Source organism: Streptomyces sp. NPDC003635, from assembly GCF_053587635.1.
In genome coordinates, this window is sequence record NZ_JBSFOK010000071.1 from 1 (window position 1) to 21669 (window position 21669).

At 71.2% G+C, this 21669-nt stretch carries 18 protein-coding genes and 1 pseudogene; 7 read left to right on the forward strand and 12 right to left on the reverse strand.

What is annotated here, in order from left to right; genetic code table 11:
* Both ACWDRW_RS37630 and ACWDRW_RS37635 read left to right on the forward strand, forming a co-directional pair.
* The coding region (locus tag ACWDRW_RS37630) for an ABC transporter permease (protein WP_451732215.1) at positions 1-401 on the forward strand (401 nt) is incomplete at its 5' end.
* A gap of 8 nt (positions 402-409) precedes the next feature.
* Positions 410-1141: a sirohydrochlorin chelatase gene (locus ACWDRW_RS37635; protein WP_451732218.1), complete on the forward strand. Its 732-nt coding sequence runs from the start codon at positions 410-412 to the stop codon at positions 1139-1141.
* On the opposite strand, the gene ACWDRW_RS37640 is transcribed toward ACWDRW_RS37635, so the two are convergent.
* Entirely contained in the window at positions 1142-2143 is a 1002-nt protein-coding gene (locus tag ACWDRW_RS37640; RefSeq protein WP_451732221.1) for a ketopantoate reductase family protein, read from the reverse strand. It lies immediately after the preceding gene.
* Positions 2144-2161: 18 nt separating this feature from the next.
* A complete protein-coding gene (locus ACWDRW_RS37645) occupies positions 2162-2710 on the reverse strand; it encodes a DUF1697 domain-containing protein (RefSeq protein ID WP_451732224.1) in 549 nt (182 codons plus the stop codon).
* Positions 2711-3061: 351 nt separating this feature from the next.
* Between ACWDRW_RS37645 and ACWDRW_RS37650 the strand changes: the two genes are divergently transcribed.
* Complete coding sequence (locus tag ACWDRW_RS37650; protein WP_451732227.1) at positions 3062-5326, forward strand: MMPL family transporter; 2265 nt, start codon at positions 3062-3064, stop codon at positions 5324-5326.
* A gap of 65 nt (positions 5327-5391) precedes the next feature.
* Here the strand turns inward: ACWDRW_RS37650 and mgt are convergent.
* The 5 genes and pseudogenes from mgt to ACWDRW_RS37675 form a co-directional block, all read right to left on the reverse strand.
* Positions 5392-6625 (reverse strand): annotated as a pseudogene (mgt, locus tag ACWDRW_RS37655) (macrolide-inactivating glycosyltransferase).
* An 83-nt stretch (positions 6626-6708) separates the two neighbouring features.
* Positions 6709-7500 (reverse strand): ErmE/ErmH/ErmO/ErmR family 23S rRNA (adenine(2058)-N(6))-methyltransferase, encoded by a 792-nt coding sequence (erm, locus tag ACWDRW_RS37660; protein WP_451732230.1) that lies wholly within the window; start codon positions 7498-7500, stop codon positions 6709-6711.
* Positions 7501-7783: 283 nt separating this feature from the next.
* Positions 7784-9073: an ABC transporter substrate-binding protein gene (locus ACWDRW_RS37665; RefSeq protein ID WP_451732233.1), complete on the reverse strand. Its 1290-nt coding sequence runs from the start codon at positions 9071-9073 to the stop codon at positions 7784-7786.
* Entirely contained in the window at positions 9073-9906 is an 834-nt protein-coding gene (locus ACWDRW_RS37670) for a carbohydrate ABC transporter permease (RefSeq protein ID WP_451732235.1), read from the reverse strand. Before ACWDRW_RS37670 ends, ACWDRW_RS37665 begins: the two co-directional genes overlap by 1 nt.
* A complete protein-coding gene (locus ACWDRW_RS37675) occupies positions 9903-10817 on the reverse strand; it encodes a carbohydrate ABC transporter permease (RefSeq protein WP_451732238.1) in 915 nt (304 codons plus the stop codon). Before ACWDRW_RS37675 ends, ACWDRW_RS37670 begins: the two co-directional genes overlap by 4 nt.
* Before the next feature lie 162 nt (positions 10818-10979).
* On the opposite strand from ACWDRW_RS37675, the gene ACWDRW_RS37680 reads away from it, so the two are divergent.
* Entirely contained in the window at positions 10980-11843 is an 864-nt protein-coding gene (locus ACWDRW_RS37680; protein WP_451732240.1) for a phosphotransferase enzyme family protein, read from the forward strand.
* Between the two features lie 201 nt (positions 11844-12044).
* Here ACWDRW_RS37680 and ACWDRW_RS37685 read toward each other — a convergent pair whose 3' ends face one another.
* Positions 12045-12950, reverse strand: coding sequence for a LysR family transcriptional regulator (locus tag ACWDRW_RS37685; RefSeq protein ID WP_451732243.1), 906 nt, complete (start codon positions 12948-12950; stop codon positions 12045-12047).
* 80 nt (positions 12951-13030) lie between these two features.
* Here ACWDRW_RS37685 and ACWDRW_RS37690 point away from each other — a divergent pair, with 80 nt between their 5' ends.
* Together ACWDRW_RS37690 and ACWDRW_RS37695 are read left to right on the forward strand one after the other, a co-directional pair.
* A complete protein-coding gene (locus ACWDRW_RS37690; protein WP_451732246.1) occupies positions 13031-14008 on the forward strand; it encodes a DMT family transporter in 978 nt (325 codons plus the stop codon).
* Positions 13978-14493 (forward strand): YbaK/EbsC family protein, encoded by a 516-nt coding sequence (locus ACWDRW_RS37695; protein ID WP_451732249.1) that lies wholly within the window; start codon positions 13978-13980, stop codon positions 14491-14493. The genes ACWDRW_RS37690 and ACWDRW_RS37695 overlap by 31 nt, the downstream gene beginning before the upstream one ends.
* On the opposite strand, the gene ACWDRW_RS37700 is transcribed toward ACWDRW_RS37695, so the two are convergent.
* The 4 genes from ACWDRW_RS37700 to ACWDRW_RS37715 all read right to left on the reverse strand — a co-directional run bounded on the left by ACWDRW_RS37700 (position 14494) and on the right by ACWDRW_RS37715 (position 18910).
* Positions 14494-15216: an exonuclease domain-containing protein gene (locus tag ACWDRW_RS37700; RefSeq protein ID WP_451732252.1), complete on the reverse strand. Its 723-nt coding sequence runs from the start codon at positions 15214-15216 to the stop codon at positions 14494-14496.
* Between the two features lie 112 nt (positions 15217-15328).
* Positions 15329-16573: an SAV2148 family HEPN domain-containing protein gene (locus tag ACWDRW_RS37705; RefSeq protein ID WP_451732255.1), complete on the reverse strand. Its 1245-nt coding sequence runs from the start codon at positions 16571-16573 to the stop codon at positions 15329-15331.
* A gap of 103 nt (positions 16574-16676) precedes the next feature.
* Complete coding sequence (locus ACWDRW_RS37710; protein WP_451732258.1) at positions 16677-18023, reverse strand: copper amine oxidase; 1347 nt, start codon at positions 18021-18023, stop codon at positions 16677-16679.
* A 53-nt stretch (positions 18024-18076) separates the two neighbouring features.
* On the reverse strand, positions 18077-18910 hold the full coding sequence (locus ACWDRW_RS37715) for a Tat pathway signal sequence domain protein (RefSeq protein ID WP_451732261.1): 834 nt from the start codon (positions 18908-18910) through the stop codon (positions 18077-18079).
* Positions 18911-19091: 181 nt separating this feature from the next.
* Here ACWDRW_RS37715 and glgX point away from each other — a divergent pair, with 181 nt between their 5' ends.
* Positions 19092-21209: a glycogen debranching protein GlgX gene (gene glgX, locus ACWDRW_RS37720; protein ID WP_451732264.1), complete on the forward strand. Its 2118-nt coding sequence runs from the start codon at positions 19092-19094 to the stop codon at positions 21207-21209.
* The last annotated feature ends 460 nt before the right edge of the window (positions 21210-21669 follow it).

Genomic DNA, 21669 nt, shown 5'->3' on the forward strand with positions numbered 1-21669 from the left:
TGCTCGGCGCGGTCCCCTCGATCGCCAACGGCCTGGTCGCGGGCATCGACCAGATCCCCCCGCTGTTCCTGCGCGCCGGACGCACCCTGGGCGCGTCGGGCCTGAAGGGCACCTGGCACATCGTGATGCCGGGCGCGCTGCCGGGCTATCTGGCGGGTCTGAAGCAGGGCTGGGCGTTCTCCTGGCGTTCGCTGATGGCCGCCGAGATCATCGCCTCGTCGCCCGATCTGGGCGTCGGGCTGGGTCAGTTGCTGGAGAACGGCCGCAACAACGCGAGCATGTCCCAGGTGTTCCTGGCCATCTTCCTGATCCTGCTCGTCGGCATCGCCATCGATCTGCTGATCTTCAGCCCGCTGGAGCGCTGGGTGCTGCGCAGCCGCGGTCTGCTCACGAGGAGCTGAGGTACGCCATGCCGGTTCTTCTCGTCATCGCGCACGGCAGCCGCGACCCGCGACATGCCGCGACCGTGCACGCCCTGGTGCGGCGGGTGCGCGCGACGCGCCCCGGACTGCGGGTGGAGACCGGCTTCCTGGACTTCAACATCCCGTCCGTGCAGGGCGTGCTGGAGTCCCTGGCGGCGGAGGGTGTGCGCGAGGTCGTGGCACTGCCCCTGCTGCTGACCCGCGCCTTCCACGCGAAGGCCGACATCCCCGCCGTCCTGCGGGACGCGCCGCCGCAGCTGCGCATCCGGCAGGCGGAGGTGCTCGGCCCGTCCCCGCTGCTGCTGGCGGCGCTGGAGCGACGGCTCTACGAGGCGGGTCTCACGCCCGCCGACAAGTCCTCGACCGGGGTCGTGCTGGCCTCGGCGGGGTCCACCGATCCGGAGGCGAGCGCGGTGATCGCAGAAATCGCGCGGGAGTGGCGGCACACCGGTTGGTGCGCCGTGCGGCCCGCGTTCGCCTCCGCCGCCCTGCCCCGCACCGAGGACGCGGTACGCGAGCTGCGTGCCCTCGGCTGCGAGCGGGTGGCCGTCGCGCCGTACGTCCTCGCGCCCGGCTTCCTGCCGGACCGCATCGCCCGGGGTGCCGCCGGGGCGGACGTCCTGGCCGACGTCCTCGGCCCGGCGCCGGAGGTGGCCCGCCTGCTGCTGGAGCGCTACGACGCGGCCCGCGTACCGGTCCTGACGGCACTCGGCGCCTGACTACCCGGCGTCAGCCAGCCTCAGCAACTCCTCCAACGGCATCGAACCCGGCGTACGGCCCTCGCGGGCGAAGGTGTTGGCCAGGTGCTGGAGGAGTTCGTTGAGCGGGGTCGGTACGCCGTGCAGGCGGCCGAGCAGGGCGATCTCGCCGTTGAGGTAGTCGGCCTCGATGGTGCCGGTCCCCCGGGCCAGTGACTGCCAGGACGAGCCGCCTTGGCGCGGGGCGCCGTCGAGCGGCACGAGGGTGACCTTGTCAGCGCGGACCGCCTGTTGCTCCTCGACGCTCGCGTAGGCGATCCCGGCGGCGTCCAGCACGCGCACTCCCTCCGCGCGCACACGCTCGTACAGCGCCACCGCCGCCTCGTCGGCCACGGGCCCGCCGACGGCCTCGAGCGCGTTGCCGAGGTTGGCCAGCAGCTTGGCGTACTGCCAGCGCGCGACGTCCGCCACGACCGGCGCCTCGAAGTGGGCCTTCTCCAGGCAGGCGGAGACCTCGTGCAGGAGGTCGTCGGTGCCGTGGGGGTGGCGGCCGAGGTGGAGGATCCCCGTGAGCGGGGTGCCGGCCGCGGAGACGACGCCGGGTTCGACGAAGGTCGCCGGCAGCCAGACGCAGACGCCGTACACGCGCCGGAAGACCCGCAGGGCGATCCGCTGTCCCTCCACCCCGTTCTGCGCGCACAGCAGGGGCAGCCGTTCGGCCGCCGTACCGCCGCCCTCGACCGGGGCCGGGCCCCAGCTGCCGAGGGCGGCCGCGGTGTCCTGGGTCTTCACGGCGAGGACGAGCACGTCGTCGGGGAGCAGGGGGCCGAGTTCGTCCGGTCCCTGGACCGTGGGCAGCCGGTGGACGTGCTCGCCGTCCGGCACCCTGAGCCGCAGCCCGGCCTCCCTCAGGGCCGCGAGGTGCGCTCCGCGCGCCACCAGCACGACCTCGTGCCCCGCCCCGGCGAGCCGTCCGCCGATGACCCCGCCGACCGCTCCCGCCCCGATGATGATGTAGCGCATGGGACGAGCCTCCCACACTCAACTGGCGGTCATCTCCATGAGCTTGACCACGGTGTTCCAGTTCCGGGTGGTCGCGGTCACGCCCTTGGTGCGGCGCGGCCTGGCGAGTTGTTCGGCGAGCTTGGAGCGGCCGAGTCCGTCCGGCGCGTACAGGTAGAGGCAGCGGTCGCCGAGCCGGAACTCCTCGGGCAGGAAGGCGGCACGGTCGATGTCCTCGAAGCGCTCGGCGTCGACCGGCGCGGAGAAGTACGTGACGTGCAGCTGCTTGCCCTCCAGCTCGGCGGCCGGGAACGGGCAGGCGTCGACGGTGGCCGCCAGATAGGCGTGGTCGCGGACGATGACGTCGAGCGTGAAGCCGAAGTGGTCCGCCACCGCCTCGGTGATCTCATCGGCCCACGACTGCGCGTCCCCGTGCCCGGCCGTGAAGACCGCCTGGCCGCTCTGGAGGTAGGTGCGCACGTCGTCCAGGCCGAGTCCGGTCATCAGAGTGCGCAGTTCGGCCATGGGGACCTTCTTGGCGCCGCCCACGTTGATTCCCCGCAGCAGCGCCGCATACGTCGTCGTCATCCGCACACCCTAGGGCGGCCGTCGTGCCCCGTGGGGGTGGGCACGACGGCCGGTCCGGCGCGGCGGACTGTGCCGAACTCTGGCCGATCCGGAGGCTGTCGATCAAGGGCTCCACGCGCCTGTGACTTATTCAACAAGGCTGCGTAATCAGCTTCGTCCTGTCAAAGGCGCGCCAGATAGATGTAAGGGGCCTCCTCCTCCCCAGTGGGGAGACGGCGGGGTCCAAGGGGATGATTCTCGGCCGGTTCACTTCACCGGGCAGCACGACGAGATGCCTTTATCCGCCCCATACCTTCAAAACGAAAGGTGGCGGCAGGGGGCTGCTACCGCACACAAGGGGGCAAGCCCGTCATGGGGAACGGAGACATACGGGTGCGGGGCCTGGCCGCCCGGGCCGGCGGCTGGAGCGCCCGGCACCGATGGGCTGCCGTCGGCATCTGGGTGCTGTTCGTCGTCCTGGCGATGGGACTCGGTTCGGCGGCCGGCCGGGTCGACGTCGACGAGAGCCAGTCGCTGAAGGGCGAGACGAAGACCGCCGCACAGATCATCGATGACTCGGGGATCGAGGAGCCGGCCGGGGAGACCGTCCTCGTCCAGGCCAAGGACAAGAGCCTCAAGGCCACCGACGCCGAGTTCCGGTCCGCGGTCACCGCGGTGATGAAGGCGGTGGAGGAGACCGGCAAGGTCACCGACATCACCTCCCCGTACGACACGGACACCCTCTCGGAGGACGGCCGCAGCGCGCTGGTCCAGTTCGACATGCGGGGGGACTCGGAGACCGCGGCCGAGCGGGTCGAGCCGGTGCTGGACGCCGTGGCCGAGGTCCAGAAGGACCACCCGGAGCTGACGATCGAGCAGATCGGCTCCGCCAGCATGATGAAGACGTTCGACGACGCGTTCGGGGACGACTTCAAGAAGGCCGAGTACTCGGCCGTGCCGGTGGCCCTCGGCATTCTGCTGATCGCCTTCGGCGCGCTCGTCGCCGCGCTGCTCCCGGTGCTGCTGGCCATCACCGCGATCATGGCGACGATGGGACTGATGGGCATCGTCAGCCATGTGATGCCGATGGGCGATGTCGCCAACTCCGTGATGCTGCTGGTCGGTCTGGCCGTCGGCGTCGACTACTGCCTGTTCTACCTGCGCCGTGAGCGCGAGGAGCGAGCCGCGGGGCGCGACCCGCAGACGGCGCTGATGATCGCCGCGGCGACCAGTGGCCGCGCGATCGTCGTCTCCGGTGTCACGGTGTGTGTGGCGATGGCGGGCATGCTGTTCACCGGGATCGCCGACTTCGAGGCGATGGGTCTGGCCTCGTTGATCGTGGTGGCCGTCGCCATGGTCGGCTCGGTGACCGTGCTTCCGGCGATGCTGTCACTGCTGGGCCACCGGGTCGAGAAGGGCCGTATCCCCTACCTGCACCCCGAGAGCAAGCTGCGCCGCAACCGTGGGCAGGTCAACAAGGAGAGCCGCCTGTGGACGACCGTCCTGGGCGCCGTACTGAAGCGTCCGGTCGTCTCGGTGGTCGTCGCGACGGGCGCGCTGCTCGCGGTCGCCGCTCCGGCGGTCGGCATGAAGACCCAGAACCTCACGCTGGACCAGGAGTTCGGCGACTCGCTGCCCATCGTGCAGACCTACAACCGGGTCAACGACGCCTTCCCGGGCGGCTCCGAGCCGGCCGAGGTGGTCGTCAAGGCGGAGGACATCAACGCCCCCGAGGTGCAGGGCGCGCTCGCCGACTTCAAGAAGGAGGCGGTGGACTCGGGTGCCTCGCGCGGCCCGGTCGAGATCAAGCTGCACGACGCGCAGAACCTCGCCTTCGTGTACGTCCCGCTGGTGGGCGGCTCCGACCTCGACAAGGCGGGCGAGAGTCTGGAGAAGCTGCGCGACGAGGTCCGTCCGGCCACCCTCGGCAAGGTCGACGGCCTCGACGCACCGATCACCGGACAGGTCGCGGGCAGCCATGACTTCAACGACCAGCTGGCCGGAGCGGTCGTCCCGGTCTTCGCGTTCGTGGTCGTCTTCGCCTTCCTGCTGATGCTGCTGTCCTTCCGCTCGCTGACGATCGCGATCACCTCCATCGCGCTCAACCTGCTGTCGGTGGCCGCGGCCTACGGCATCCTGGTCGCCGTCTTCCAGCACGGCTGGGGCGCGTCCCTGGTGGGCGCGGAGGGCGTGGGCGCCATCATCAGCTGGCTGCCGCTGTTCCTCTTCGTGATCCTGTTCGGCCTGTCGATGGACTACCACGTGTTCGTGGTCTCCCGGATCCGCGAGGCGCGGCTGAAGGGCCGTACGACGAACGAGGCGATCAAGCACGGAGTGGTCACCACGGCGGGTGTCGTCACCAGCGCCGCGGTCATCATGGTCGCCGTGTTCGCGATCTTCGGCACGCTGTCCATGCAGTCCATGAAGCAGATGGGCGTGGGCCTCGCGGCGGCGGTGCTCATCGACGCGACGATCATCCGGGGTGTGCTGCTCCCGGCGGTCATGGCGCTGCTCGGTGAGCGCAACTGGTACCTGCCGAAGTGGCTGAACCGACTGCCGGACCTCACGCACGACGAGACGCCCGAGGTGGTCACCCGCAAGGCGCTGGACGACGAGGGAGAGCGCGTCCCGGTCTGAGCGTGACCCGGTAAGGACGGAGGGCCCGTCGACTCACGGGGGAGTCGACGGGCCCTCGACCGTGTTCAGCGCGCGGGCAGCTCGGCCTCGATGAGGTCGGCGGCCCGCCGGGTGCCGCCCTCCTCGGCCATCCGCGCCTGGATCTCCTTCAGCCGCCGGGCCACCTCGGGGTCGTCGACGAGGGCCAGCGCGGTCGCGCGCAGGGCGTCTGCGGTGGCCTCCTCGGTGGGTAGCAGCCGGGCGACACCGAGGGTCCGGAGCATCTCCGCGTTGCCGAACTGGTCCACTGCCTGCGGTACGGCGATCATCGGGGTGGCGGTGGCCATGCCCTCCTGGCTGCCGCCCGCGCCGGCGTGGGTGACGAACAGGTCGGCCTGCTTGAGCACGGCCAACTGCGGTACCCACGAGTGCACTTCGACGTTCGGCGGTACGTCGCCCAGCTCGGCGGGGTCGACATGCCGGCCGATCTGGAGCACCAGGTGCCAGCCCGACAGCTCACCGAAGGCCTGGACGCACTCCCGGTAGAAGCCGGGCTGCTTGGTGAAGGCCGAGCCGAGCGAGACGAGCACGACCTTCTCTGCACCGGCCGGCCGCCGCCAGTCCCCCTCGCCTCTACGGTCGCCCTGGCAGGCGCCGACGAAGCTGTGCACCCTCTCGTCCACCCGGTCCGCGTTCGGCTGCAGTGCCTTCGGGATCAGGACGAGCGAGCGGTCGGGGCGGCCGACGAACGGATCCGGGTGCTGGGTGATGCCGTTGTCCGCCAGCCAGCTCTGGAAGCGCGCGTAGTAGGCCCGTCCCCGCTCGGTCTTCCTGGGCTCGGCCCACATCGGCTCGGCGACCTCCTCCTCGTAGCCCTCCCAGGCGACCAGGTTCGGCGAGAGCGAGATCGCGGGCACGCCCCAGCGATGGGCGAGGACCCGGGCGGGGTAGGAGGTGATGTCGTGCAGGACGAGGTCCGGTTCGTCGCCCTCGTAGGCCTCGACGAGCTGCGGCAGCGCCTGGACGGCGTCGGCCAGGAACGGCTCGACGTTGTCCAGCAGGGTGCTGCCCCAGGCCTCCGGGTCGGCGTCGGGTCCGGGCAGGGTCGAGTTCCACGGCTTCGGCTCGGCGCCGGTCTCGGCGACCTTGTCGGCGAACACGGGCGGGATCGCGTAGGTGACCCGGTGCCCGCGCGCGACGAGCTCACGGATCACCTCCAGGCTCGGGTTCACGTGGCCGTGGGCGGCGATGGAGAACATGGCGATGTGCGCGGGTGAGGTCATGGGGACGAGAGTAAACGAGACGAGACGTCTCGTGCAACCCGGGAGCTCCGGAATCGAGGACGTCGTCCGGCTCGGAGGGCGCCCAGGTCACGCGGCTCAGCGGCAGCGACGTCAGTCGGCTCAGGTGCACGGACGGCTCCCCAGCACCTCGTGCAGCCGCAGCCAGCGCTCCGGTGCGACCTCCCCCACCAGCACCCTCGGATCGAGTCCGGCGGCCCGGAAGGCGGCGTCCACGCGGCTTCGGGGCCGGGCCCGGCGCAGGGAGGCGTGCAGCGAGCCGCCGACCCCGGAGAACCCGAGTTCGACCAGGTGGCGCCAGCTCGCGTACCCGGCGCGGTCGAGCAGGGGCACGGGACGCCGTTCGATGCGCAGGATCCCGGCGTCCACGCGGGGCGCGGGCCGGAACCGGGTCCGGTCGACGCGACCGACCAGCCGCCACTCGTGGCGCGGCCAACCGCGGACGGTCAGCAGGGTCCAGCTCCCGAAGTCGCCGGTGCGTTTGCGGGCGTACTCCAGCTGCGTGATCAGGGTGGCCTCCATGAGGGTGGGGGCGCGCAGACACCAGTCGACGATGTCCGCGGTGCGCGAGAAGGGAACGTTGCCGGCGACCGAGAAGGGGGTGCCCGGCGGCCGCAGAGCGAGGAAGTCACCACCGCACACCCGGACTTGGGGCGTGGCCAAGAAGCGGGCGCGCAGTGCGGGGAGCAGCCGGGGGTCGATCTCACAGGCACGCAGTTCCCGGCAACGAGGGGCGAGTGCGGCGGTCAACGCGCCCTTCCCCGCCCCCACTTCGAGCATCAGATCGGCCCTGCGGCCGGGTGGGACGGCGAGCCGGGCGAAGCGTTCGGCGGTGGCGCGGTCGGCGAGGAAGTGCTGCGAGAGCGCGCGGGAAACGTGCGTGGAGCGGGCCATGGCCTGCGGTCCTTGTCTTCCGTGAAAGGGAAGATGGGCAGCCGAAGGCCCTGACCGGAAGACAGAGAAGAGAAGACGGAGGCTCTACCGCGCCCGCGCTGACGTCAGCGGGTGCGGCCCCCCGGGCCGGTCAGGGCTCCGAGGCCACGACGGATCCGGATGGCATGCGTGCAGCCCCGGCCGAGACCGGAGATGAAGATCGCGTTGAAGGCTCCCACGCAGGGCACGGTAGGAGGGCGGCCCGTGGACCCACAACTGGTTTTCGACGTGGTACGACGGCTGCTCAGCGCTGGTAGCGGGCCAGGACCAGGTTGCCGTCGTCCTCCAGCCGGTCGCGCAGCTCGTCGAGGCCGATCGCCCCGCTGTAGTACTCCTGGAGGGCGGGCGTGGCGACCTTGTCCTTCCACTCCGGGTAGCCCCGCACGGACTGGGCGGGCGCCGAGCGCAGGTGCTCGGCGAGGGCGGTGCCGGTCGCCCAGTCGTGCTCGGCGGTGTGCAGGGCCGGGTCCTTCAGCGCCTCGGTGCCGGTGGGGAGCATCCAGTCGCCGAGGGCGAGGCGGACCATGTTCTCGGGCCGGAGCAGGAAGTCGATGAACTCGGCGGCCTCCCGCTGGTGCGGGCTGTCCTCGGCGATGGAGAGGGTCTGCGGGCTGACGCCCTGGGTGAGCCCGTCCGCGCCCGCCGGGGCGGGGAGCACCTGCCAGTCGAAGCCCTCCGGGGCCTGCTGCACGATCTGCTGACGGTAGGAGAAGCCGAGCGGGACCATCGCGTACCGGCCGCCGAAGAAGCCGGGCAGGGTGTCCGAGCCGCCGCTGCCGAGGGTCGAGGCGGAGGCGCTGTCATCGGTGTTGACCTGGTCGTGGATGGTCCGCGGGACCACCTCGTCGGGAGTCCGGAAGCGGACTTCGACCTTGCCGTCGGCGTCCCGGTGGAAGAGCTGCCCGCCGGCCGACAGGGAGAGGTTGAGAGTGGCGGAGACGGGTTCCTTCAGCGGCCAGGCCACGCCGTACTTCCCCGCACCGCTCAGCTCCTGGGTGATCCGGCGGAACTCCGGCCAGGTCCAGGGCCGTTCCGGGGTGGGGATCCGTACGCCCGACTCCTTCAGCCAGGTGGCGTTGGCGATGAGCACGCGCGGCTCCTGGAGGAACGGCACGCCGTAGACACCGTCACCGAAAGTCGTCGTACGCCAACTGCGCTCCGGGATGTCGGACTTGAGGCGGGCGGGCAGCAGGTCGGTCAGCTCGGCGAGATGGCCGCCGTAGGCGAAGTCCGCGAGGTCGTCGGAGGCGTCGTGGACGATGTCCGGTGCCTCACCGCCCTCGAAGGCGGTGAGCAGCTGGTCGTGGACGCTGTCCCAACTGCCCTGAACGTACTCGACCTTGACGTCGGGATGGCTCGCGTTCCACTCCTCGACGAGCTCCTTGTTGACCGCGACGGACTCCTCCTGCCAGGCCAGGGACTGGAAGCGGAGGGTGACACGGCCGTCGTCGTCCGAGGAGCCGCCGGTGCAGCCGCCCAGGAGGAGGAGCAGGACGAGGATCCAGCGTGCGCGCACCGCCACTTGACCGCCCATCAGTTCTTCACCGCCCCCGCGAGCGTGCCGCCCGTGATCCGGCGTTGGACGACCGCGAAGACGACCAGCGACGGAAGGGTGGCGAGGAAGGCGGCCGCGGCCAGCGGGCCGAGGTCGGCGACGCCCTCCGCGCCGATGAAGTGGGTGAGCACCACCGGCAGGGTCTGTTTCTCCGGGGTCTTCAGCAGCACCAGCGCGAAGAAGAACTCGTTCCACGCGGTGACGAAGGCGAAGAGGCCGGTCGCCACGATGCCCGGCGCGAGCAGCGGCGCGGTCACCGAGACCAGGGTGCGCAGCCGTCCGGCCCCGTCGACGGCGGCCGCCTCCTCCAGCTCGGCCGGCACGGCCCGGACGTATCCGACGAGCATCCACAGCGCGAACGGCAGCGCCCAGACGACGTACACCAGGATCAGCCCGAACAGTGAGTCGATCAGCCGGAGGTTCTTCAGCACCAGGAACAACGGGATGATCACCAGGACGAGCGGGAACGCCTGGCTGACCACGACCCAGCCGGTCGCGGCGCGCGCGAGCCGGGTGCGCTGACGGGCCATGACGTAGGCCATGGGGGTCGCGACGACCACGGCGATCAGCGCGGCCGAGACGGCGGCGACCAGGGAGTTCGACGCGGCCTCCAGCAGGGGCTGTTCGTCGAAGGCCTGGCGGAAGTTGTCGAGGGTGGGGTTCTCGGGGATCCAGGTGGGATGCAGGCTGCCGAGTTCGCGGGGCGGTTTGAAGGCGGTGGACAGCAGCCAGAGGAAGGGGAACGCGAGGAAGAGGAGGTAGGCCAGGAGGGCCGCGTACTGGCCCACCCGGGCCGCGGTGCTCGTCTTCATTCCGGCGCACCTCCGCGCAGTCGGCCCACCAGGAACAGTGCGAGCAGGACCGAGATCAGGGCGACCATCACGCAGCCCATCGCGGCGGCGTAGCCGAACTGGCCGTAGCGGAAGGCCTCTTCGTAGGCGAAGAGCATCGGCAGGCGGGTGCGGCCGCCGGGGCCGCCGCTGGTCAGGACGTAGACCAGGGCGAAGGAGTTGAAGCTCCAGATCAGGTTGAGCGCGGTGATCGCGAGGGCGACCGGCCGGAGCGCGGGCCAGGTGACGGTCCAGAAGCGGCGCCAGGCGCCCGCGCCGTCCATGGCGGCGGCCTCGTGGAGTTCGCGCGGGGTGTTCTGGAGGCCGGCGAGCAGAGCGACGGTGGTGGTCGGCATCCCGGCCCAGACGCCGACGACGATGACGGCGGGCAGGGCGGTGGCCAAGCCGCTGAGCCAGTCCCGTCCGTCGCCGAGGCCGAGGTCGCGGATCGTCTCGTTGAGGATTCCGGCGTCCGGGTTGTAGACCAGCCGCCACATCACCCCGACCACCACCTCCGGCATGGCCCAGGGGATGATCGCGAGGGCGCGGGCCAGCCAACGCAGTTTGAGGTCCTGGTTGAGCAGCAGGGCGAGCCCGAGCGCCAGCAGGAACTGCGGGACGGTGACCCCGACGGCCCAGACCAGACCGATCCGGAACGACTCCCAGAACAGGCTGTCCTCGAGCAGATCCCGGAAGTTGAGACCGCCGATCCACTGGGTGGGCTGGGTGCGGCCCGACTGGGAGTCGGTGAAGGCCAGCAGGATGCCGTACAGCAGCGGGCCGACGCTGAGCAGCAGGATCGGGATCAGCGCGGGCAGCACGAGGAACCAGGCTCCGCCCGCGCGGGGCGGCCCGCCTGGTGCCGACCGCTTCGTCGCGGTCACCAAGGTCACGTGATCGGCTCCTCGCACGGCTCGTGGCGATCTCGGACTGGGTTTGGTCATGGTCGTGACAGGTGTGTGCGCCGTCAAGAGCCCGCGCACACCTTCCCACCAGTGCGAATGCGAGACTGGCCACCGGGTGACCACGCGCTGAGGGCGACAGGGAGGCGGACGATGGACGAGATGCGGGCCCGGGAGGTACTGGCCGCGGCGGAGGTGCTGCCCGGTCCGGCACGAGACGCGGCTCTCCTCGCCCTGGGCGAGAACGCCGTGTTCGCCGCCGGTGACCTGGTCGTCAAGGTGGGCCGGGACGCGGAGCTGATGGACCGCGCCCGGCGCGAACTGGACATCGCGGTGTGGCTGGCGAAGGCGGGCGTACCGGCGGTCCGGGCCGCCGCGCCCGAGCCCCTCCTGGTGGCGGGTCACCCGGTGACCGTGTGGCACCGGCTGCCGGATCCGGTGCGCCCTGCCAAGCCGCGCGACTTGGCCGAACTCCTACGGGTCGTGCACGCCCTGCCCGCGCCCTCCTTCACCCTGCCGCCGCGCGACCTGCTCGGCGGAGTGGAGCGCTGGCTGCGACTCGCGGGCGACGCGATCGACCCCGCGGACGCCGCGTACCTCCGCGAGCGACGGGACGGTTTCGCGGAGGCCGCGGCCGGTCTCATCCCGCGCCTGCCCCGGGGGCCGATCCACGGGGACGCGCTGCCCCGGAACGTGCACGTCGGCCCCGAGGGGCCCGTACTGGTGGACCTGGAGACCTTCTCCAGCGACCTGCGGGAGCACGACCTGGTCGTGATGGCCCTGTCCCGGGACCGCTACGGCCTGCCCGCCGAGTCCTACGAGTCCTTCGTCTCCGCCTACGGCTGGGACGTACGCGAGTGGGAGGGCTGCCCGGTCCTGCGCGGAGCCCGGGAGACCGCGAGCTGCGCCTGGGTGGCACAGCACGCGCCGAGCAACCCGAAGGCCCTGGAGGAGTTCCGCCGCCGGGTCACCTCCCTGCGGGACGGGGACGAGACGGTGCGCTGGTATCCGTTCTGAGCCCCGGCCGCCCAGGGCGCCTCGGCGAAGACGGCGGACGGTTCGTCACCGTTCTGCGCCTGCCGGGCCCGCTCGGTGACCATGCGGGCGAGGCCGGACAGCACGTCCGAGTTCAGTTCGTCGTACCCGCCGCCGTCGGTCACGTTTCGGCCCTTCGGACCCGGCCACGGCCGTGGCCCACGGGGCCGGCCGGAGGCGGCGTCAGGTGTCGGGGGCCTGGATCGAACGGGCCGCGCGGCGGAGTTCGGCCAGGACCGTCCGCACCGCCTTCCTCGCCGTGCGTTCGGGGCGGTAGAGGGCGTCGATGTGGCGTCTGGCCTGGACACCGCTCAAGGGCCTGAGGGTCAGGGCGGGGTGGGGGCGGGTCGTCCAGCGGGGCATCAGGGCGATCCCTCCGCCCGCCGCGACCACCTCGGCGACCACCGCGAACTCGTTGATGCGATGGGCGAGATGGAGCCGGCGCCCGGCCGCCGCCGCGACGGCGTCGATCGTGGCCAGCACCGGGAAGCCGTCGTGGACGGTGATCCAGGGTTCGTCGGCCACGTCGCGCGGGGTGACCCGGCGCTTGGCGGCCAGGGGGTGGTCCTTGGGCAGGGCCACATCCAGGGGTTCCCGCAGGAGCGTGGTCACCGTGACCGTGTCCGGCCAGGGTGGGGCGTGGTCCAGCCGGTGGGCGAGGACGATGTCGTACTCCCGGGTCAGCCGCGGGAAGTCCTCCTGGGGCACGTCCTCGTCGGCGAGTCTCGGCACCGGTCGATCCGGCCCGGCGAGCGCGCGCAGCAACAGCGGGAAGAAGGTGCCGCCCGCGCTGTGGAAGGCGGCCACCGACACCTCCCCGTCCGGCCGTCCCACGAACTCCTCGACGCTGCCCCGGGCCCGCGCCAGCGCCGTCTCGACCTCCGCGGCGGCACCCGCCAGCGCCTGCCCGGCGTCGGTCAGCACCAGCCGCCTGCCCTGCCGCTCGGTGAGCGGGACCGGGATCGCCCGCTGGAGCAGCCTGAGCTGCTGGGAGATCGCCGACGGCGTCACCAGCATGGCCTCGGCGACGGCGGTGACACTGCCCAGTTCGCCCAGCTCCCGCAGGATCCGCAGCTGCCGTTCGTCCATCCTCTCAGTGTAGGAGCGCTAAAAGATCCTTTTAGAAACTGCTACTGGGCTTCAGAGACGGATCGGTGCACCGTAGGCACGTGTCCGACGTCCGCCGTACCGATGCGGTACTCCTCCTGGTCGCGGTCGTCTGGGGATCGAGCTATCTCTCCGCCCAGACGGCCACCGCCGCCCTGCCCGTCCTGCTGGTGCTGTTCGCCCGCTACGCCCTGTCCGCGCTCGCCTGTCTCGGCCTCGTCCTCTCCCGGCGCGGCGCGCGCCGGTGGACCCGCGACGAACTGCGCGCCGGGGTGCCGCTGGGTCTGACCCAGGCGGCGGTGCTGATCGTGGAGACGTACGGCGTCGCCCACACCACCGCCGCCAACGCGGGGCTCATCATCAGCCTGACCATCGTACTCACCCCCCTCCTCGACCGCGCCGGCCGCCCCGGCGGACTGCCGCCCGCCTTCTACGCCGCCACCGGCGTCTGTGTCCTCGCCGTCGCCCTGCTGATGTCCGGCAACGGCTTCCACGCGCCGCGCCTCGGCGACCTGCTGATGCTCGGCGCGGCGGTGGTGCGGGCCGGCCATGTCGTCCTGGTCGGACGGCTCACCGTCGGACGGGCGGTCCGTCCGCTGCAGCTGACGACGGTGCAGACCCTCGTCGGCACGGTCCTGTTCCTGCCCGCCGCCGGAGCCGGACTGCCGACGCTGGCCCGCGCCGACTCGGCGACCTGGACCCAGCTGGTGTATCTGGCCCTGTTCTGCAGCGTGTTCGCCTTTCTCGCGCAGACCTGGGCCGTTCAGCGCACCTCCGCGAGCCGGGCCAGCCTGCTGCTGGGCACCGAGCCGCTGTGGGCCGTGGCCGTGGGCATCGCCCTCGGCGGCGAGCACCTCACCGCGCTCACCGGCCTGGGCGCGGCGCTGATGCTCACCGGCACGTACTGGGGGCAGGCCGTGGAGCGCGCCCACCGCGCGGCGCCACCGCCTCCGTCACGGACGCCGCCACCGCCTCCGCCGCCCACTCCTCGCACCGAACGGGATGCCGCATGTCCGAGCACGCCACTTACCACCACCTGATCTCCCTGCTCGACTCCTCCTCCGTCGACTACCAACTCCTCGACCACGCGCCCGAGGGCGCCACCGAGGCCGTCTGCGCGCTGCGCGGCCACCCGGCCTCCCAGGCCGCGAAGTGCATCGTGCTGCGGGTGAAGGTCGACCGCCGCACCACGCGGCACGTCCTCGCGGTCGTCCCCGGGGACCGGCGGGTCGACCTGGACGCCGTACGGGAGCTGTACGCGGCGCGCTACGCCGGGTTCAGCGACCCGGGGACCGCCGAGCGGCTGGCCCGCTCGGTGCCGGGCACCGTGCTGCCGTTCAGCTTCGACCCCGAGCTCGAGGTGGTCGCCGATCCCGAGGTGGTGGCCCAGCCGAAGCTGTACTTCAACGCGGCCCGGCTGGACCGGTCGCTGCTCATCTCCGGCGCCGACTACGCGCGGCTGGCCGAGCCACGGATCGAACGGATCGCGGGTCCCGCCGAGCGCGTCGCGGATCCCGCCCGGTGATCAGACCGTCTCGTCCGCCGGCTCCCGCAGCGGCCAGGTGCCGTCGATCACGGCCCCGGTCTCGCCCTTGCGGCGCAGGAAGCTCTGGAAGTCCGCCGCCCACTCGGCGTACCACTCGATCTGGCGGCGGTGCAGTTCCGCCGGGCCGAGGGCCGCGATCTTGGGGTGGCGGTCGGCTATCGCACCGGCCAGCCGGGCCGCGGCGAGGGCGTCGGCCGAGGCGTCGTGGGCGGAGTCGAGGCTGACGCCGTACTCCGCGCAGACCGCCTCCAGGTTGCGCTTGCCGCGGCGGTAGCGGTCGGCCCAGCGGTCGATGGTGTACGGGTCGATCACGGGCGCGGGGTCCTGTCCGCCGAGCCGGTCGCGCAGCGACGGCAGTCCGTGCCGCCGCAGTTCGGCGGAGAGCAGGCTCAGATCGAAGGCGGCGTTGTACGCGACGACCGGGACGCCCGTCTTCCAGTAGCCCGCCAGGACGTCCGCGACGGCATCGGCCACCTGGTCCGCGGGGCGGCCCTCGGTGGCCGCGCGTTCGTTGCTGATGCCGTGCACCGCCACCGCTTCGGCCGGGATCTCCACGCCGGGATCCGCCAGCCACTCCCGGCGTCCCAGGACCTGTCCGCCTCTGACCTCGATCACGGCTCCGGTGACGATGCGTGCCTCACGCGGATCCGTGCCGGTCGTCTCCAGGTCGAACCCGATCAGCAGCTCACGGTGCCAGCCCATGGGCGGTCCCCCTTCTTGGTGGTGCTTTCCCCCAGTGGCCTCCACCTTCCCATGTGCCACTGACAATCAGAGGGGCGCGTTCCGCTTGGCCCGGCCGACCTCGGGGAGCAGTTCAGGACACAGGACGCGAATCCGCCCATGCCACCTCGAACTCCTCGCGGTAGGTCGGGAAGAGCCCGCCGTCGTCCACATCGCCCGACTTGACCACCCTGCTCCCGCCGCGCAGCACGAGCACCGGCGCCTCCATGCCCCGGCTGCGGCGCAGATAGGACTGCAGGACCGCGATGCCGTCCGAGCCGTCGCCGTCGACCAGATAGGCCGTGAAGCGGGGGGTCTCGTCGTAGACCTGGATCTCGAAGGCCCCGGGGTCGCGCAGCCGGGCCCGGACCCGGCGCATGTGCAGGATGTTCATCTCGACCGACCGGCTCAGTTCGCCCCGCTTGATGCCCAGTTCCCGCTCGCGCCGCTTCACCGCGCTGGACGCCGGGTTCAGGAACAGCAGCCGCACCCGGCAGCCCGACTCGGCCAGCCGCACCAGGCGCCGGCCGGAGAAGTTCTGCACGAGGAGGTTGAGGCCGATACCGATGGCGTCCAGCCGCCGGGCCCCGCCGAAGATGTCCTCGGCCGGGAACTGCCGCAGCAGCCGTACCCGGTCGGGATGGACGGCCACCACATCGCCGTACCGGTCGCCGACCAGGTCCTCGACCGCGTCCACGGGCAGCCGGCGTGCCGAGGGGACGTCACCGCCCGCGCCGAGGATCTCCAGCAGCCGCGCCGAGGCGCGTTCGGCCTGGTTCAGGACCGCCTCGGACAGCGCCCGGTTGCGCGAGACGACGTTCCGGGTCACTTCCAGCTCGTCCAGGGCGAGTTCGACGTCCCGGCGCTCGTCGACGTAGGGCTCGAAGCACGGCCAGTGCTGCACCATCAGCTCGCGCAGCTGCGGCAGCGTCAGGAAGCTGAGGACGTTGTCGTCGGCCGGGTCCAGCAAGTAGCCCTTGCGGCGGCTGACTTCGCGTACGGCGACCGCGCGCTGCACCCACTCCTGCCCGGCCGGTCCCGCCGCCGCGACCACCCAGTCGTCGCCGTGGACGGGTTCGTAGATGGGACGCAGCACAGCGGCCACGACCGCGCGCAGCCGCTGTTCGACGAGGTTCAGCCAGATGTAGGCCCGGCCCGCCCGCTGGGCGCGGGTCCGCACCTCGCGCCAGGCCTCGGCGTCCCAGTCCAGCTCCGGTCCGATGGCGCCGGCGCCCGCGTCCATGGGACGCGCCAGGGACACCGTGCCGGGCGGGACGTCTGCGGAGTTCCCCTCGTGACCCTCGTCACCAGGGGGCAACTCCAGCCCTCCCGAGCCCACCCGCGCACCGCCTTCCGCTCCCCCGAGCACTCCCCGTGTCAACGATCAAGGAAGGGTACTCCGGGAGCGGTCGGCGGTGCAGCAGGATGGACAGGGTCGTTGCTCAACTACCGCTGTTCCAGTCGCCGTTCTGGTCGGCGAGGGCGGGCGGAGTGAGCGGATTCATAGCGGTGACGTCGCGCGGGGCGATGGAGAAGCCCTGCCAGTGGACCGGCATGGGCTGCTGGTCCTCGTCCCTGGCTATGTGGTGGAAGCCGATGTTCATCCACACCGAGGGCCGGGTGAGCGTCTGTCCGTTCACGAACTGGTTGACGGACTCGCCCGTTCCGGCGCCGCATCCCGGCATGTTCTCGCTGGCGTACTTCTCGCACTTCTTGTACTCGGTGAAGTACACGTCGTGCTTGGTGAAGCCTCGTCCCGAGTACTTGTTGGTGGGGCCCGGGACGAGTTCGTACGAGCGCGGGTGGCCGTCCTTGTTCTTGCCGGCCGTGCTCACCACCCGCCACCAGCGCAGGTTCTTCACGTCGCCGGCCAGTTCCTTGGTCACCTTGGTGCGGGTGGTCGTGGTGGTCGGGCCGGCGCCGCTGCCGGCGGGCGGGCTGACCTTCGAGTCGTACTGCTCGACCTTCGTCTTGGAGGAACCGTCGAGCGCGAAGTCGAGCTTCCAGAAGACGTTGTGGCTGTGGCTGTCCGCCTTCGCGGCGGAACCCTTGCCGATGGGCCAGCTGCGGCCGTCGCCGCCGTCGTAGTCGTACGGCGAGAGGCTGCCCGTCGCGCCGACGTTCATCGTGACGGTGCCGTCGTCCTGGAAGCGCCACTCGGTGATGTACTCGTACCAGTCGACCTTGTTGACGGTGTACACCAGCAGGTCCTTGCCCTGCTTCTGGTAGGCCTTGTTGTCCCCGTAGGAGTTCAGGTAACGGTAGGCGTGCCCCCGCGCGCGGGTCGTGGTGCACAGGCCCTTGATGTTGGTGTTCTCGCCGTACGACGGGTTCGGGACCTTCACGGTCTTGATGGTGCCGCCGGGGCACTCGCCGGCGGCCATGTTCATCAGGCCGTTGCCGAAGTTGTACCGGGTCAGGTCGTTGAACTCGCTGAGGCCGTCGTCGTACGGCACGTGGATCTGGGCGAGCTTGGCGCTGTTGAGGACCTTGATCGGCTTGGCCTCGCCGGGCGGCTGGTAGGAGATGTGCTCCAGGACGATGCCGGCCTTGCTCTCGAAACGCCAGCACATCCGCCAGGTCGTGCCGGTGGAGAGCTTCTGCTCGATCCGGTACGCCGCGCTGCACTCGGCGGCCGCCGCGGGCGCGCTCCTCGGCTGGCCCAGGGGCGCGGTCTTGGTCTGGGCGGTGGCCGGGCCCGCTCCGGTCGTCGCGCCGGCGGCCAGCGCGGCGACGACGATCGCCAGGGCCGACCGGTTGCGGGCACGGCTGATTCTGGTGACGCGCATGAAGAAACGACTCCCTTACAGGGGGTGCAAGTAGGAAAAGCGAACGGACTGGCTCAGCCGCGGTCGATCGCGAAGACCTTGCGGGCGCTGAGGTCGATCACCAGGTGCCGGACGTCGATCCACGGCCCGTTCGTGACCTTCGGGGTCAGCGTCGCGCAGCGGTGCTGACCGCAGTCCGCGAGCGCGGCGGGCCGGATGCCCGGATCCGCCTTGAAGATCATGCTGTTCAGCTGGAGCTGGTCCGGCGAGGTCAGCTCCTTGCCGGTGGCGTCCTTGTAATCGCCCTTCAGGCCCGCGGCCTGCGGGTCGGCGAGCAGCAGACGCGCCGCCTCGGCCTCCTCCTCGGCACTGAGCGGCGGCTGCACGCCACGATGGGTGGAGGTCTGCTCCACCTTGCCGGTGTCGAGGTTGACCGTCCGGGCGACGAGCGTGTCGTCCTTGTAGTCGTAGAAGATGACCTCGGCACGTCGCGGCGCGCCCGGGTCGTCGAGCTCGTCGGCCTCGGGCTCGGCGAGTTCCAGCCCGAGCCGCTGCGGACCGCGGTCTCCTTCGACGTCCTCGGCGGCGTTGAACAGCTGCCGGCTCAGGGCGATCCGCTCGACCCTCTCCAGCTCGTCCTCGGTGAGCGGGTCGCGTCCCGTGCCCTTGTCGCCCTCGGCCGGCGCCTGCTCCACGACGCCGGGAGCGGCGGCCTGGTCCCCGGCCTGTCCCCGCGCCTGTCCCTGTCCTTCGCCCGTCTGCTGGGCTCCCGTCGTGTTCTTGCCGCCCGAGTCCTCGGCCCCCGCCGTCCCGGGCAGGGTCACGGCGATCATCGCCGCGGTCCCGGCCAACGCTATGGCCGCACCGGCCACCACCTTGCCCAGATGGCGGTGCACTGTGTTGCGCACGTCTTTCCCCCTACTCCCCCTGGGTCCCCGGGAGTATGTGATTGCCCCACTGGTTCGGCATACCGGGTATGCCTGGTCGCCCGGTAAGAGGGGCGTAAGTCATGGGTGGTTCCATCACTTTCGGGGAGACTCGAAGCCAAGGCGCCACCGACGGCGCGGTCCACCTGAAAGAGTCGTGTGCATGCAGGTCTGGCCTGGAGAGGCGTATCCACTCGGTGCCACGTACGACGGCGCCGGCACCAACTTCGCGGTCTTCACGGAGTCCGCGAACCGAGTAGAGCTGTGTCTGCTGCACGACGACGGCTCGGAGACGGCGGTGGAACTGCGGGAGAGCGACGCGTTCGTCCGGCACGCGTACCTGCCCGGCGTCATGCCGGGGCAGCGGTACGGCTTCAGGGCGCACGGTCCGTACGCCCCGGAGCGGGGCTTGCGCTGCAACTCCGCCAAGCTGCTCCTCGATCCGTACGCGAAGGCGGTCAGCGGCTCGATCCGCTGGGGCGAGGAGGTGTACGGCTATCACTTCGACGCGCCCGACCGGCGCAACGACCTGGACTCGGCGCCGCACACCATGTCGTCGGTCGTGGTCAACCCGTACTTTGACTGGGGCGACGACCGGCGACCGCGCACCGACTACCACCACACCGTGATCTACGAGGCCCATGTCAAGGGCCTCACCATGCGCCACCCGGGGCTGCCGGAGGAGCTGCGCGGCACCTACGCTGCGCTGGCCCACCCGGCCGTCATCGAGCACCTGACCGAACTGGGGGTGACGGCGCTGGAGCTGATGCCCGTACACCAGTTCGTGAACGACCACCGTCTGGTGGACATGGGCCTGAACAACTACTGGGGCTACAACACGATCGGCTTCTTCGCCCCGCACAACGCCTACGCGTCCTGGGGCGACCGCGGCCAGCAGGTCCTGGAGTTCAAGTCGGCGGTGAAGGCGCTGCACGAGGCCGGCATCGAGGTCATCCTGGACGTCGTCTACAACCACACGGCCGAGGGAAACCACCTGGGCCCGACGCTGTCCTTCCGGGGTCTGGACAACCTCTCCTACTACCGGCTCACCGACGACCGCCGCTACTACATGGACACCACGGGCACCGGGAACTCCCTGCTCATGCGGTCCCCGCACGTCCTGCAGCTGATCATGGACTCGCTGCGGTACTGGGTCACCGAGATGCACGTCGACGGCTTCCGCTTCGACCTCGCGGCGACCCTGGCCCGGCAGTTCCACGAGGTGGACCGGCTGTCGTCCTTCTTCGACCTGGTGCAGCAGGACCCGGTGGTCTCCCAGGTGAAGCTGATCGCCGAGCCCTGGGACGTGGGCGAGGGCGGCTACCAGGTGGGCAACTTCCCGCCGCTGTGGACGGAGTGGAACGGCAAGTACCGCGACACCGTACGGGACCTGTGGCGCGGTGAGCCGCGCACGCTCGCGGAGTTCGCGTCCCGGCTGACCGGCTCCTCCGACCTGTACCAGGACGACGGGCGCCGCCCGCTGGCCTCGATCAACTTCGTCACCTGCCACGACGGCTTCACGCTGAACGACCTGGTGTCGTACAACGACAAGCACAACCAGGCCAACGGCGAGGACAACCGGGACGGCGAGAGCCACAACCGGTCCTGGAACTGCGGGGCGGAGGGCGAGACCGACGACCCGGACGTGCTGGAGCTGCGGGCCCGCCAGCGGCGCAACTTCATCGCGACGCTGATGCTGTCCCAGGGCGTGCCGATGATCAGCCACGGCGACGAGTTCGCGCGCACCCAGCGGGGCAACAACAACGCCTACTGCCAGGACAGCGAGCTGGCCTGGCTCAAGTGGCCCGACGACGAGGAGGCGGACACCGAGCTGCTGGAGTTCACCCGCGCGATGGTGTGGCTGCGCCGGGACCATCCGGTCTTCCGCCGGCGCCGCTTCTTCCACGGGCGGCCGGTGGAGGGAACCCACGACGACCTGTCGGACATCGCCTGGTTCACTCCGCCGGGCAAGGAGATGACCCAGCGGGACTGGAACTCGGCGCAGGCGTCCGCGCTGACGGTGTTCCTCAACGGCAACGCGATCTCCGAGCCGGGCCCGCGCGGGGAGCGCATCGCCGACGACTCGTTCCTGCTGATGTTCAACGCCTCACCGAAGACCCTGGACTTCGTCGTGCCGGTCAATCACGGCCGCCAGTGGCAGGTGGTCGTGGACACCGCGCGCGGGGAGGGCGTCGCCGCGGGCTCGGGCCCGAAAGTGCAGGCCGGGGACCGGCTGACCCTGGTCGACCGGAGCATGGTGGTGCTCCAGCGGCCCGTCTAGGAGCGGGTGCCCGCGCGCGGGCGGTTCCCGGAGTCGTACGAGGCGTACGACGCCGCTGGCGCCGCCGGCGCGAGGGCCTGGCCGCGGGCACCGGCACGGTCTGCGGCCGCCGAACGGGTGAGCGTGGCCGTCGGATGGAGGGGGAAGCCGCTGCCGCACAGGCCACCAGGAGCGCGGCGGCGATCAGGGCGTACGCGGGGTGCGCCAGGACCGCTGTCGGACCGACCGGAGCGGGGCCCAGGACGAAGGAGATCTCATCCAGGGTGCTCTCGAAGGTCAGGGCGGCGCCGACCACCGGCTCGGGCGCCTTCTCCCGGCGCGCGAGGGCGACCAGGCGGGGCCCGGCAGCCCGATCACCTCACGGTACGTGCCCAGCGCGCCGCCGCTTCCCACGGATCCCATCGCCCGACACCGGCCACGCGTGCGGGGCACGTGGAGAGGACGATGACACGAAGCGGGG

Excerpts from the sequence above, each read along its gene's own strand:
- erm (WP_451732230.1), bottom strand. The coding sequence starts at position 7,500 with ATGGCCCGCTCCACGCACGTTTCCCGCGCGCTCTCGCAGCACTTCCTC.
- ACWDRW_RS37670 (WP_451732235.1), bottom strand. The coding sequence starts at position 9,906 with ATGAAGACGAGCACCGCGGCCCGGGTGGGCCAGTACGCGGCCCTCCTG.
- ACWDRW_RS37665 (WP_451732233.1), bottom strand. The coding sequence starts at position 9,073 with ATGGGCGGTCAAGTGGCGGTGCGCGCACGCTGGATCCTCGTCCTGCTC.
- ACWDRW_RS37685 (WP_451732243.1), bottom strand. The coding sequence starts at position 12,950 with ATGGACGAACGGCAGCTGCGGATCCTGCGGGAGCTGGGCGAACTGGGC.
- ACWDRW_RS37635 (WP_451732218.1), top strand. The coding sequence starts at position 410 with ATGCCGGTTCTTCTCGTCATCGCGCACGGCAGCCGCGACCCGCGACAT.
- glgX (WP_451732264.1), top strand. The coding sequence starts at position 19,092 with ATGCAGGTCTGGCCTGGAGAGGCGTATCCACTCGGTGCCACGTACGAC.
- ACWDRW_RS37645 (WP_451732224.1), bottom strand. The coding sequence starts at position 2,710 with ATGACGACGACGTATGCGGCGCTGCTGCGGGGAATCAACGTGGGCGGC.
- ACWDRW_RS37640 (WP_451732221.1), bottom strand. The coding sequence starts at position 2,143 with ATGCGCTACATCATCATCGGGGCGGGAGCGGTCGGCGGGGTCATCGGC.
- ACWDRW_RS37680 (WP_451732240.1), top strand. The coding sequence starts at position 10,980 with ATGGACGAGATGCGGGCCCGGGAGGTACTGGCCGCGGCGGAGGTGCTG.
- ACWDRW_RS37710 (WP_451732258.1), bottom strand. The coding sequence starts at position 18,023 with ATGCGCGTCACCAGAATCAGCCGTGCCCGCAACCGGTCGGCCCTGGCG.
- ACWDRW_RS37700 (WP_451732252.1), bottom strand. The coding sequence starts at position 15,216 with ATGGGCTGGCACCGTGAGCTGCTGATCGGGTTCGACCTGGAGACGACC.
- ACWDRW_RS37695 (WP_451732249.1), top strand. The coding sequence starts at position 13,978 with ATGTCCGAGCACGCCACTTACCACCACCTGATCTCCCTGCTCGACTCC.
- ACWDRW_RS37650 (WP_451732227.1), top strand. The coding sequence starts at position 3,062 with ATGGGGAACGGAGACATACGGGTGCGGGGCCTGGCCGCCCGGGCCGGC.